12 protein-coding genes are annotated in these 12,273 nt (G+C 38.7%); 7 read left to right on the top strand and 5 right to left on the bottom strand.

Going from position 1 to position 12,273, the window contains the following annotated elements; genetic code table 11:
• The first annotated feature begins 54 nt into the window (after positions 1–54).
• The gene (wecB, locus tag P4V41_RS03260; protein ID WP_198768448.1) at positions 55–1,209 is read left to right on the top strand and encodes a non-hydrolyzing UDP-N-acetylglucosamine 2-epimerase; all 1,155 of its coding nucleotides are present in this window, start codon (positions 55–57) and stop codon (positions 1,207–1,209) included.
• Between the two features lie 145 nt (positions 1,210–1,354).
• On the opposite strand, the gene P4V41_RS03255 is transcribed toward wecB, so the two are convergent.
• Entirely contained in the window at positions 1,355–2,425 is a 1,071-nt protein-coding gene (locus tag P4V41_RS03255) for a stalk domain-containing protein (protein ID WP_328083392.1), read from the bottom strand.
• A gap of 153 nt (positions 2,426–2,578) precedes the next feature.
• Here P4V41_RS03255 and P4V41_RS03250 point away from each other — a divergent pair, with 153 nt between their 5' ends.
• Positions 2,579–3,046: an NUDIX hydrolase gene (locus tag P4V41_RS03250; RefSeq protein ID WP_328083391.1), complete on the top strand. Its 468-nt coding sequence runs from the start codon at positions 2,579–2,581 to the stop codon at positions 3,044–3,046.
• Between the two features lie 36 nt (positions 3,047–3,082).
• On the opposite strand, the gene P4V41_RS03245 is transcribed toward P4V41_RS03250, so the two are convergent.
• Positions 3,083–4,357, bottom strand: coding sequence for a DHHW family protein (locus P4V41_RS03245; RefSeq protein WP_328083390.1), 1,275 nt, complete (start codon positions 4,355–4,357; stop codon positions 3,083–3,085).
• Between the two features lie 21 nt (positions 4,358–4,378).
• Positions 4,379–5,797, bottom strand: coding sequence for an MBOAT family O-acyltransferase (locus P4V41_RS03240; protein WP_328083389.1), 1,419 nt, complete (start codon positions 5,795–5,797; stop codon positions 4,379–4,381).
• 266 nt (positions 5,798–6,063) lie between these two features.
• Between P4V41_RS03240 and P4V41_RS03235 the strand changes: the two genes are divergently transcribed.
• Positions 6,064–8,217 (top strand): 5'-nucleotidase C-terminal domain-containing protein, encoded by a 2,154-nt coding sequence (locus tag P4V41_RS03235; protein WP_328083388.1) that lies wholly within the window; start codon positions 6,064–6,066, stop codon positions 8,215–8,217.
• A 224-nt stretch (positions 8,218–8,441) separates the two neighbouring features.
• Positions 8,442–8,813 (top strand): hypothetical protein, encoded by a 372-nt coding sequence (locus P4V41_RS03230; protein WP_328083387.1) that lies wholly within the window; start codon positions 8,442–8,444, stop codon positions 8,811–8,813.
• Positions 8,814–8,981: 168 nt separating this feature from the next.
• Here P4V41_RS03230 and P4V41_RS03225 read toward each other — a convergent pair whose 3' ends face one another.
• Entirely contained in the window at positions 8,982–9,491 is a 510-nt protein-coding gene (locus tag P4V41_RS03225) for a DUF2628 domain-containing protein (RefSeq protein ID WP_328083386.1), read from the bottom strand.
• 326 nt (positions 9,492–9,817) lie between these two features.
• Between P4V41_RS03225 and P4V41_RS03220 the strand changes: the two genes are divergently transcribed.
• The 3 genes from P4V41_RS03220 (at position 9,818) to P4V41_RS03210 (ending at position 11,231) form a co-directional block, all read left to right on the top strand.
• Complete coding sequence (locus P4V41_RS03220; protein WP_198768440.1) at positions 9,818–10,243, top strand: hypothetical protein; 426 nt, start codon at positions 9,818–9,820, stop codon at positions 10,241–10,243.
• 115 nt (positions 10,244–10,358) lie between these two features.
• Entirely contained in the window at positions 10,359–10,601 is a 243-nt protein-coding gene (locus tag P4V41_RS03215) for a DUF2584 family protein (protein WP_328083385.1), read from the top strand.
• Positions 10,602–10,724: 123 nt separating this feature from the next.
• The gene (locus P4V41_RS03210; protein WP_328083384.1) at positions 10,725–11,231 is read left to right on the top strand and encodes a VanZ family protein; all 507 of its coding nucleotides are present in this window, start codon (positions 10,725–10,727) and stop codon (positions 11,229–11,231) included.
• Between the two features lie 39 nt (positions 11,232–11,270).
• On the opposite strand, the gene P4V41_RS03205 is transcribed toward P4V41_RS03210, so the two are convergent.
• Entirely contained in the window at positions 11,271–12,032 is a 762-nt protein-coding gene (locus tag P4V41_RS03205; RefSeq protein ID WP_328083383.1) for a copper amine oxidase N-terminal domain-containing protein, read from the bottom strand.
• Positions 12,033–12,273 lie beyond the last annotated feature (241 nt).

Genomic DNA, 12,273 nt, shown 5'->3' with positions numbered 1-12,273 from the left:
GTAAATCGCCCATAATGGTATACATATGTCCTGATTAAAGGAGAGAATTTTTAAATGGCTGAAAAAGTTAAAGTAATGACGATCTTCGGTACAAGACCAGAAGCGATTAAGATGGCACCGCTTGTGTTGGAGTTAGAAAAATATAACGAACAGATTGAATCCATTGTAACGGTTACGGCACAGCACCGTGAAATGCTTGACCAAGTTTTGGAGATCTTTGGGGTAACACCTGATCATGATCTGAACATCATGAAGGATCGTCAAACGTTAATAGATGTAACGACTCGTGCACTTCAAGGTCTGGATGAAATCATGAAAGAAGTGAAGCCTGACGTCGTTCTTGTTCATGGAGATACGACGACAACGTTTGTGGCGAGTCTTGCAGCATTTTATAACAAGATTGCAGTCGGACACGTGGAAGCGGGACTTCGTACGTGGAACAAATACTCTCCGTATCCAGAAGAAATGAACCGTCAACTAACCGGCGTTATTTCAGATTTAAACTTTGCTCCAACAGATACTGCGGCTAGAAACTTACTGAATGAAAACAAGTCTGGCGACAGCATCTATGTAACAGGGAACACAGCGATTGATGCGTTGAAGACAACGGTAAAAGAAGATTACACACATGAAGTTCTTGATAAATTAGGTAACGATCGATTGATCTTGCTAACAGCTCACCGTCGTGAAAACTTAGGTGATCCGATGCGCAACATGTTCCGTGCAATCAAACGATTAGTGAACGAGCATGACGATGTACAAGTGGTTTACCCTGTACATTTAAATCCAGCTGTTCGTGAAGTAGCGGATGAGATCCTTAAGGACGATAACCGTATTCATTTGATCGAACCGCTTGGAGTAGTAGATTTCCACAACTTTGCATCACGTGCGCACATCATTCTAACGGATAGCGGCGGTGTACAAGAGGAGGCACCTTCACTAGGCGTTCCTGTTCTTGTGCTTCGTGATACAACAGAGCGACCTGAAGGCATCGATGCAGGTACACTAAAGCTTGCAGGAACAGACGAAGAAACGATCTATGGATTAGCGAAGGAATTGCTAACAGATGATGCTGCTTATGAAGCGATGTCAAAAGCTTCAAATCCTTATGGTGATGGTGAAGCGAGCCGTAGAATCGCTGAAGCGATCTTGCATTACTTCGGCAAATCAACGGAGCGCCCAGACACGTTCAGAACTTTAGGGGTCTGACCCCACACAAATACAAAAACGTAAAAACCCTCCACGTCGGGCGGACACATCCGCTGACATGGAGGGTTTTTCCTTCCAAATTCACACTTTTTCACTTCCGTCGAAATAACCACATAAATCTTAACCCATCTAAATTCACTCAAACTCAATCATTAATCACTACTAAATTCCTAGAAGCATCCCACTTCACATCAGCTCCAAATGCTTCGGCGAAAAATCTTACAGGGACGACCATTCGGTTATTGATACTGATCAAAGCTGTATCTAACTGAACACTCTTGCCATTAATTTTACCAACATTCGAAAGATACTTTAACTCAACCGTAGTACCATTTCGTACTGCTTTTACGGTTTCAGTGGCAGCATTCCATTCTACCTTCGCACCTAGTGCTTCTCCGATGCCTCGAAACGGTGCCAGCGTACGGTTATCGACAGATACAGCAGGTTGGTCGAAGTTTTTCTTCACACCGTTAATCATTATGCCGACTTCAGGTAGTTTCTCATTTCGCGCATACAAATATCCATCGATTTCAGAAGTAGGTCCCATCACGATCAATGGTTTTTTCTTTGAATCCATCCAGGTCAACAAGGTTTTCATGTTTACTTCAGATACGGCTACACATCCTGCTGTTGCTGAGGAGGAGCTTTTCCACATATGGAGAAAGATGGCACTTCCTTTGCCTGCTACTATTGGATTTTCATTATATTTTATGACTGCCCCATATTTGTATAGAGGATGATTCATCCGTTCGAATGACTTCCATCGCTTTGTAGGATCACCGCTATAACTGATCCACTTGTTATAATCAGGAGACGTAACATCATCCACCCAATAATCATAAGAAGTGGTTACGCGATAGGGGTAAGTGCTGTTAGCTGGTTTTGCTACAGAACCAAATCCCAATCCCATGTTATAGATGCCTGTCGGAGAAGCGCCACCGCCTTCTTTCATCACACGTGCAAAGCCGTTATAACCGATCATTGCAGGCATATCGTTGAACACTTTCGTCCAAACACCATTTACTTTTTCGTATGTAGAAAGCTTTGCGTATTTCGTATCCCAGCCATTTGATTCTACAATCATCATCTGAGATTCGTTAAAAAACTTACTCGAGATCAGTTTCTGACGCGGAAAATCAGCTGCTATTGCTGGTTTTGCAAGTATACTCATCAACACCACGGTAACCACACCACATAATAACCATCGTTTTTTCATTCGTTCACCCTCAACTTTTATGTCTATATTATTATTTCCATCGTAATATAACCCTATAAAACTTCACAGTCCGAAAAGTCACAAAACAGAAGAGGTATGATGGTTTTTTTAGAGAAGTGTAAGAAGTCTATAATGAAAAAGGAGCTTTTATCTATGGGATACATTCAGGAACTCAGAAAAGTAGTGGGCACACGTCCGCTCATCATGGTAGGAGCTTGTGTGCTGCTGCTCAACGAAAAGAACGAATTGCTTTTACAATTAAGAACGGATAATCATATGTGGGGTCTGGCGGGTGGCTCATTAGAACCAGGAGAGGGGTTAGAAGATACAGCAAGAAGAGAACTGTTTGAAGAGACCGGATTGACTGCAAATGAATTAACCATACTTAACATCTTTTCTGGCCCAGAATTTTATTATCAATATCCGCATGGAGATGAGGTTTACAATGTGGTATCAGCTTACGTATGCAAAAATTACGAAGGCGTTCTAAAGCCTGACAACAAAGAGACATCGGCTCTGCAATTTTTCCCCCTTCATAAACTGCCACCTAACATGAATCCGGTAGATATTCCAATTGTTAACGAGTTATCGGCAACGCAACATATCACCTCACCCCTATAAAGGAAGCCCCGCCAAACCGGCAGGGCTTTTTCACATTTAATAGACTTGATCTTCTTTCTTTTTATTCTGCTCTTTTTCTTTTCGTTCGCGCTCTGCTTTTTCAGAAAGATCAAAGTCGTACATAAGAGAAAACATATTTGCGTTGTTGTATAGGAAGATAACAGTGTCGTATTCATTCTTTTCTATGAAGTCATACACGGTACGATCCATGTTATAACGCATATCATAGAACGTTGTTTGGTAATAATGCTGACTCACCAATTGAGTCAACGGATTAGCATAAGAATCTTTGATGACTAATGCACGCTTACCTTCTTCTTTTTTAGCTGGGTTGATAATGTTTAATTCACGCCAGTCTCCTGTAAAAATACCAGAATAATCTACGAGTTTTTCTTCTTCATTTAACGCTTTTCCATATACTTTGTTCCAATCGGTCTTTTTTTCTTTGGTAACAGGACCGGTGTACACATCAAAGCTAGAAATATCATATTCTTTTGATACCATATGACAGATTTTGTCGCGGTCTAAGTCGATCATTCCGTATAGTTGCTTGTTATAACCGCCCATAAATTTCTTTTCGTTAAAACACTTCATGTCATATTGTTTCTCATCCACTTTGCCATCCGTAAAGTTAGACGATTCTTCGGCTAGATAGTTACGTACAAAACTATACCCTTCAAACGCACCAACTGTGTTCCAATGGTGATCGGTCACAAAGAACAGCTTCTTCAATTCGTTTTGATCATACTTTTTCTTGAACGATTCTGATACATCAACAACATGCAAAGGTTCTTTAGGCAAGTTAGACAGTACATAATTTTTGTTCGTCTCAGAAAGATTAGGTCCTGTATAAGACGGATATGGGATGTCTAGGATGTTCTTGCGATCTGGCAGCGAAAAGTAGAACAGTTCAATATTACGCTCAGCCGTAAATTTGTTGAGATCTTTCATCGATTGAATCGTTTTATCGTAGCTTGGTTTGGCAAACTCTGAAACCGGTTCAGGGAACACCCAACGGTCATCTGTAATCAAGTATTTATAGATATACGTTTGATTCGTCATTTTCTGCCAGTTCAAGTACATCTTGATCCATTCATCACGATTAATGAACTGGTCGCTGAAATAACTTTCATATTCTTTCGCGAACGTGCCATTTGCTAAATTTTGAATCTTCACTTCCGGTTCATTAGCAAGCACACGGTTCTCATAATAAGATTTTGCGCGGTCTTCGGTATACTCCATCTTGAGCGCCATTCCAAACACGAATGCTAAAAAACATACGGATAGTATGACATTACTGATTGTTTTCATATTTTTTCCCTCCTCGCGTCCTTAGAATCGGAAGTAGATAAATGGATTATAAGTTGAGTTCACTAGGAACATCGTTACGAATACAAGTAAAGCCATATAAACAACGGGACTCACAATCGGAACGGCCCATCTACCAATAAAACTATTTTCACGGTATAACAATTTTCTTAGCCAATCCATAACAGGCATGCTAAAAAGGATACCTAAAATAAACACGTAACCATAATCGTTCAAATAAAGGAACGTTGAGTTATCAAGAGCTTGAGTTCCATTCATGCCAAACAGTGTTTGAATGAAGTTGAACGAGTAATCAAAGCTATCAGCACGGAAGAACACCCAACCGATCATAACGATCAAGAGTACATAAACGTGTTGAAGCGGACTCCACAATTTTTCTAAAACCTTACTCAAACCGAGTCGTTCAAGACTGATGATGATTCCGTAGTAAAAGCCCCACGCCATGAAAGTCCAGCTGGCCCCATGCCAAAAACCTGTGATCGTCCATACGATAAGCAGGTTTCGATATGTTTTCCAAGGTCCTTTACGGTTCCCGCCTAATGGAATATACACATAATCACGGAACCAGGAGCTTAGTGAAATGTGCCATCTTCTCCAGAACTCTGAAACGCTTCGTGAAATGTATGGATAGTTAAAGTTTTCTAAGAAGTTAAAACCAAACATCTTACCAAGACCGATCGCCATGTCACTGTATCCAGAGAAATCAAAATAAATCTGGAGGGTGTAGGCAATGATACCGAGCCAAGCCGTTCCAGAACTCATGTCTCCGGGGTTCATGGCAAAAAGGGTGTCTGCTAGTTCACCCATCGGATTTGCAATCAGAACTTTTTTAGAGAGACCGATAATAAAGCGGCGTACACCTTCAGAAAACAGTTCAAAACTATGCACGCGTTTTTTGATTTCCTCAGCGACCGTGTTATATCGGACGATCGGACCCGCAACGAGCTGTGGAAAGAGAGCGATATAAAGTGCTAAGTCAAAAATATTAGACTGAACAGCAGCGTCACGACGATAAACGTCGATCACATAGCTCATCGCCTGGAACGTGAAAAAAGAAATTCCAATCGGCAAAGGCAAAGGTTCATTTGAGATGTTTAAACCAAATACATTGTTCAAATTCTCAATGAAAAAGTTGCTGTATTTGTAGTAGCCTAACAGACCAATATTCCCGATCACGGCTAGAGCAATCGTCATCTTTTTGTAGCTGATCTGGTCGCGGAACTTATGTACCATCAATCCAAACATATAGTTCATAAGGATGGATACAAGCATTAAGATGACATACTTTGGCTCTCCCCATGCGTAGAAGATAAGACTAGCAAGCAACAATATGAAGTTTTTGAACATCTTTGGCAGCAGAAAGTAGGCTGCTAGAACAATAGGCAAAAACATGAATAAAAAAACGAGATTACTAAAGACCATTTATTCCCCTCATTTTATAAAAGTTGGTATTTGAGCATAATTTCGACAAAAATTTACTGCAATTTTGATTTTACCATATAGAGGTAGTTTTTAAAGGGGATTTTGTAATATCTACTAGATGAATAAATTAAAAATGCCTCTAAGAGCTTCATTAACTAAAATTAGTAGATTAACAAATAAATTACAAAAAAGGTCTTCCATTATTGTTTTGTAAATATATAATAAACTTTGGAAGTACAAAATATTGTGTCAAATGGGGGATAAGCATGGCGAAAAAATCAATTTCGAAAGTAAGCCGTACAATGTTAGCAACCACTATGGCTCTTTCAGTACTAGCAACACCGATCACTTGGAAAGACGTAGTAAGTGCGAAGGAAACGATCAAGTTTTCTGATGTTTCTGAGAAGCATTGGGCATATTCAGTTATCCACGAGCTCGCTAATGAAGGTCTAGTATCAGGTGTTGGCGGCAACAAATTTGCTCCAGAACAGAAACTAACTCGTGCGCAGTTCATTTCTATTATTGCGCGTGCACTAGATCTACCAGAAGCAACAAAAAAGACACCTTTTACAGATGTACCTGCTTGGGCAGCAAACGACATTGCAGCGGCTTATGAAGCTGGTCTAGTAAAAGGAACGACTCCTACTAAACTAGAACCTACTAAAACATTAACTCGTGAAGAAATGATCGCCATGCTTGTTCGAGCTTATGAATACGGGATGGACGTTAAATTAGAAGCAGGTGAGACGCCTGATTTTGCTGATATGGACAAAGTAAGTTCATGGGCGAAAGAAGTTGTTGCAGTCGGTGTACAAAACGGACTGATCAACGGTAAAGCTGGGAATTTATTGGCTCCACAAGACATTACAAATCGTGCTGAAGGTGCAGCAGTTATCTACAACTTGCTTGATAGCTCGCTCATTTCTGCTCAATTACTAGGATTGAATGACTTTCACGGTCAGATTAACACATATAAAAAAGTTGGAGACAAAATGGCTGGCGGCGCTGAATATTTAGCTGCTTACCTTAAGAAACATGAAGCAGAGAATCCAGAGAACACACTGTTAGTTCACGCTGGTGATACGGTTGGAGCAAGTTCTCCTGCATCTGCTCTTCTACAGGACGAGCCTACGATCGAGATCTTTAACAAATTAGGCTTTGATGTAGGAACTCTAGGAAACCATGAGTTTGACGAAGGCGTAGAAGAGATGAAACGCTTGATTAATGGTGGTAAACATGAGGCAACTGGAGACTTTGCTGGTGCAAACTTTGATTATGTAGTAGCAAACGTAGTTGACGAGCATAATAAACCAATCTTAGATCCTTACGTAATTAAAGAAGTTGATGGTGTACCAATTGGATTCATCGGTGTTGTTACAACTGAAACGCCAAGCATCGTTATTCCAAGTGGAGTAAAAGGCGTTAAGTTTACAGATGAAACAGAAGCAATCAACAAATATGCTGCAGAGTTAAAAGAACTAGGTGTTGAAGCGATCGTTGTTCTTGCACACAAACCTGCAATCTCTAATACAGATGGAACAGGTGCATCTGGTGAGCTGATCGATATGATCGAGAAGATGGATGACGAAGTAGATATCGTATATGCAGGTCATAACCATAAATACACGAACGCGGTTGTCGATCGTAAACTAGTTGTTCAATCGTATTCATCAGGAACAGCATTCTCTGATATTGACCTTCTTATCAATGGTAAAACAGGTGATATCGTGAAGAAATCTGCTGAGATCGTAAATACAGTTCATGAAGGTATCACACCAGACGCTGAAATCAAAGCGATGGTTGATGCTGCTTACAACAAAGTAAAAGATAGACTTGATGCTGTTATCGGAAAAACAACAGCTGAGATCAGCAAAGAGATGAACGAGCACGGTGAGAGCGCAATGGGTAACTTAATTGCTGACTCAATGACTGCTCAAACTGGAACACAGCTAGCATTCATGAACTCAGGTGGGGTACGTGACAGTGTAAACGCTGGTGACATCACTTGGGGTGAACTGTTTAACGTTCAACCATTCGGTAACGACCTTGTAACGATGGAGCTAACAGGACAACAAGTATATGACTTATTGAACCAACAATGGTCAACAGGTGCTGCGAAAATTCTTCAAGTGTCAGGTCTAACGGTTAAGTACACTTCTAAAACAGGTACTGACGGGAAAATTTCGGGACAAGTGAAAGAAGTAAAACTTGCTGACGGTAAAGATATCGATAAAGCAGCGACTTATACAGTAACGGTTAACAACTTTATGGCAACAGGTGGAGATGGATTCACTGTGCTGAAAGATGGTAAAAAACCGACTGTTAATATCACGGACTTGGATGCGTTGATCAATTACGTGAAGAAAGCTGGTACAGTGGAAGCGAAGATCGAAGGACGCGTAACCAAAGTAGCAGAATAAAAGGGGTCTGACCCCAAACAAAAACAAAACAACAGATTTTGTCCACCAGGAAAGAACACGGCATCAGCCGTGTTCTTTCCATGGTGGTTTTTGTTTTATTTAAGGAAAAAGAGGAGAACGTATTAGCAGAGAGAAATAATATGTATTATCTTTATGACTTAAAAACGGATAAACTAGATGAAACATCAATAATAGAGTAGAACATTTTTAACGGAGGTGTAACCATGAATTTATTCTCATCAATTACGGAAGAAAGTTTTGACTATTTAATACATGATTATGGATTTTCTGAACCGGTTGATACAGATGGGCGTTGGAAGACAACCTTCTTATACACGAAAGGCCAACTAGCCATTGAAATTGAACTGAACTATCAAGATATGGATACTTTTATTTACTTGAGAAGTTTAAATCATGATACAGAAGAACAATTGCCGCGTATGCAACTAGAAGAAATTCTTAACATTGAACCCGTTAAAAGTAATGGAGATCAAACAACAATTGAACAATTTGAAAAAGGGATCGTAAATAAAGCAGCATTATTAGAGACGAATCTTAATCAAATCATAAACAAAAAAGAAAAGATTTTTTCGTGAAAAGAAAAAAATTCTATTTTACCAAAAGTGTCGCAACGAATATTCGTTGTGATTTTTTGGTTATTCTTTTTTATGTATCTAAAGACTAAATATCGTAAAGAATTACTTTGATTTAAACAAAAAAGATAACTCCATATTCGAGTTATCCTTATATATAATATAGGTAAACTATGCGAAAGTAAGTGTCAATCCTAAGGTGATCACTAAATAGCCAACAAACATTAAGACAGCTAAGAAAGCTCCTTTCCCACTTGTGCCACCACGTTTACGAAGTTCGTGCATCTTCTCCTCTTCGCTGATAGAAAGCTGATTAACTTTTTGCACTTGTTTTTCAGCATGCTTTCTATAAAACATATTACCTGTTATCCCTAAAGCACCGGCAAGTCCATATCCTAACCCTCTACTGATAGCTGCCCCATCAATACCAAGAAATAAAATAATAATGTCAATTGCTAAAAAACCAAAGAGGATGAAAACAACAGGCTTGAGCATTTTTCTGTATCCCAACCAAAAAAGGGGCAATAAACAAGCTGCCCAGTTCCAACTGTTGTCTTTCTTCCATTTTCTAAAATAAAAATCTCGCTTTTTTTCTCCTACGAATTCACCGAGTTTAGCCTGTTCGCTACTTTCGATCAACCTGTCGCTAGAATAACTTGTGCCTGGCTGAGTATGATCCATTAAACATTTCTCCTTCCATCTATTGAATGTGTTTACGCCTGCCCAATTAATGGGGTAACGCAAAACCTAACCATTATATTCCATTTATTACAAAAGAGTAAACCTGAAAATGCACGTAATAGGTTGTTATGTAAAATGTCTTGCTGAAATAAACATATTAGTAAAAGTGTAATTGTGAGGGGTCAGACCCGGGGTCTGACCCCTCACAATTATGTAATTTTTTATGAAAGTGCACAAAAGGGTTTAAATTTTCTAAAAAATATTGTAAAATAATTTGAAAATCATGTTTCGTTTTATCGGAATTGGGGAAGGAGAGTATATTTGGGGTGAAACATATTACATCGGGTTTTGGATTTGCATTTACATTTCTGTCGGCGCTTTTTGCTTTAGGACTCTATCAAACAGTGATGGTATGGGGGAATATTAATTTGTTCTTTGAACGAATTATGGGACTGACTTCAACTTCATTTATTTCTTCCATACTTTTATTCTGGTCGATCACGAGTGCTTTTTGGATCTTAAGTTTAAAGGTTTTAGACATTGCACACAAAACTGAGCTTTATAATACGAAGAATGCGGTCTTCGGTATGTTATTCTTGTTCTTCGCTGTTCCATTTGGAATTTGTGTACAAGTTTATCATGCTCTGAACATTAATTCTGGTGTGACTACCATTACAACTGCAATGTTCATCATGACGATTGTTTCGTTTATCATCGGATTTGTATTCAAGTTTAGAAAAACCGCACGATAATAATCAAGCTTGAAGAGAATGAAAGACTTCTCTTCAAGCTTTTTTTTATTTCATTAGACGAACTTCTGAACTTCTTTTAAAATAGAGATAAGAATAAGAGGGAGAGTGTTTCATAATGAACATGCCTTTTAACATGCATACGAGCATCTTAACGAACGGAATGGAAAAACGTTTAGAAGGAAATACATTCAAACTAGAGCTTGAAGGATACCACATATACGTTTTGAACAATATCCAAAACGTTCAAAAAACGGAGAAGTCACAACCATCAGGTAAAGCAAAAGTGATTGAGATCAACTGGAAAGAGAACAAAACACAGCTTACATATGAACTTGTTGATTTACACAATGTAAATTAATTACTTCTCCAAAGTGTCAGTTTTGATTAACTGATGCTTTTTTTATTTGTTTAGGGGTCTTCTTCATAAAGATCTGGATATGCTGTATAATGAACAATTACGAAGGATAAAGGAGTTTTTGGATTGAAATTGAAATTATATCAGTGGATTCCTGTTCTATTGATTGTTATAGGTGTTTTCTATTCATCGTCTCAACCGTATCAAAAGCAAGATGTACGGCCTGAGATCGGTAAATATGTAGATTTAGAAAAAGTCGAAAAAAACTTCAGTGACGTGAAAGTCAATTATGCTGGATCTGAAGTTAGTGTAGAAGCACGAGGAGCAGCAAGCTTCGTAGAGTTTTTTATACGTAAAGGAGCTCATTTTACCGTTTTCTTTGCACTTGGTTTTTTCGCTTTCCGTGCTTTACGCATAAGTGGAAACAGAACCTGGAAATCAGCCGTCATCGCACTAATACTTGTAGCAAGCTATGCGGCATTTGATGAAACACATCAAAACTTCACAGAAAATCGCACGCCACATGTAGAAGATGTAGTCATAGATATTACCGGTGGGGCTACCGCTATACTTCTTGCCAGTCTCATCTACCGCAATAGACCCATCAAAAAAACCAGCTATCGGAATTTATAAAACATTCGATGCTGGTTTTTATCATTCTACTCTTCTAGGTTAAAACCAACGCGTTAAACTTATAGAAATAACTTTCTCTTGATCGTACATAAACTCATACATATACAAGCCTTCATAGTAGGCATAGATCATATTTCCTGAAACATCATGTAAGTATAAGTTTTCGGCAGGTCCGAGCGCGTTAAAAACATCATCTAAAGTAATTGTTGCACGAGTAGGCTCAACCTTAATCGCGTTAACATCGCCATTTTTAAATACAAACCAATAATCCCCGTACATCCACTCTTCAAATTTTTCTGTCTCAGAAATTCCTGGTCTGAAGATTTTAGGTGCTCCTGCTTCATCTAAAAGTACACCAACACCATCGTTTAACCCTACTGGGAAGTCTGGAAATTTACCTTCTCTAAGTGTTTCAAGCATGTTTTCCTTTAATTGTTCTTTTGTAAAAGCGCGGTCTTCAACAAATTCATGATTTTCGTGAATATGGATCAGATTGAATGTCTTATGCCAGTCAACCTTATATCCAGTCGCTTCACCAATGAAACGTAGTGGAACAAATGTGTAGTTGTTATTTGCAAAAGGTGCTGCATCTAACTGAACGGCTTTTCCATTGATATAGGCTGTTTTGTTACCAATTTGCAGTTTGATCGTAGTTCCTTCTTTTTTTCCTGTAATCGTTTGTGTGTTTTGATCCCAGTACAGCTTGATACCTGCAGTTTCAAAAATCGGTCTCATTTCTACAAAAGTACGGTTATTTTTAATAATCGGTGCTGTTTGAAAAGGAAGTTTTCCTCCATCCATATAAACTTTTATAGGTTTTGAAGTAGCGGCATTTCCTTGTGAGTCTTTCTTGTATTAGCGTACAACAACACGATGAATAAATGAAATCAAGTCATCATTATCCCCACAAAAAGGTACAAACGTTTGAACAATTTAAGATATAGATTTGGAAAAATAGGGAATAGGATGGATAGGATTGAAAAATGTGTTCAAAAATAGTAGCATTTACATAACGTTAATAGTTCTGTAATAAAAGTAATTT

Source organism: Fictibacillus nanhaiensis (assembly GCF_036213205.1).
In the GTDB taxonomy this organism is placed as follows: domain Bacteria; phylum Bacillota; class Bacilli; order Bacillales; family Fictibacillaceae; genus Fictibacillus; species Fictibacillus nanhaiensis_E.
The sequence above is the reverse complement of the archived record's forward strand: the minus strand, read 5'-3'. Positions and strand labels throughout refer to the sequence as shown.

Bases quoted from the DNA above. Each gene is read 5' to 3' on its own strand.
- P4V41_RS03255 (WP_328083392.1), bottom strand. From the start codon at position 2,425: ATGAAAAAACGATGGTTATTATGTGGTGTGGTTACCGTGGTGTTGATG.
- P4V41_RS03250 (WP_328083391.1), top strand. From the start codon at position 2,579: ATGGGATACATTCAGGAACTCAGAAAAGTAGTGGGCACACGTCCGCTC.
- P4V41_RS03205 (WP_328083383.1), bottom strand. From the start codon at position 12,032: ATGGATGGAGGAAAACTTCCTTTTCAAACAGCACCGATTATTAAAAAT.
- P4V41_RS03240 (WP_328083389.1), bottom strand. From the start codon at position 5,797: ATGGTCTTTAGTAATCTCGTTTTTTTATTCATGTTTTTGCCTATTGTT.
- P4V41_RS03215 (WP_328083385.1), top strand. From the start codon at position 10,359: ATGAACATGCCTTTTAACATGCATACGAGCATCTTAACGAACGGAATG.
- P4V41_RS03225 (WP_328083386.1), bottom strand. From the start codon at position 9,491: ATGGATCATACTCAGCCAGGCACAAGTTATTCTAGCGACAGGTTGATC.
- P4V41_RS03230 (WP_328083387.1), top strand. From the start codon at position 8,442: ATGAATTTATTCTCATCAATTACGGAAGAAAGTTTTGACTATTTAATA.
- P4V41_RS03235 (WP_328083388.1), top strand. From the start codon at position 6,064: ATGGCGAAAAAATCAATTTCGAAAGTAAGCCGTACAATGTTAGCAACC.
- P4V41_RS03245 (WP_328083390.1), bottom strand. From the start codon at position 4,357: ATGAAAACAATCAGTAATGTCATACTATCCGTATGTTTTTTAGCATTC.
- wecB (WP_198768448.1), top strand. From the start codon at position 55: ATGGCTGAAAAAGTTAAAGTAATGACGATCTTCGGTACAAGACCAGAA.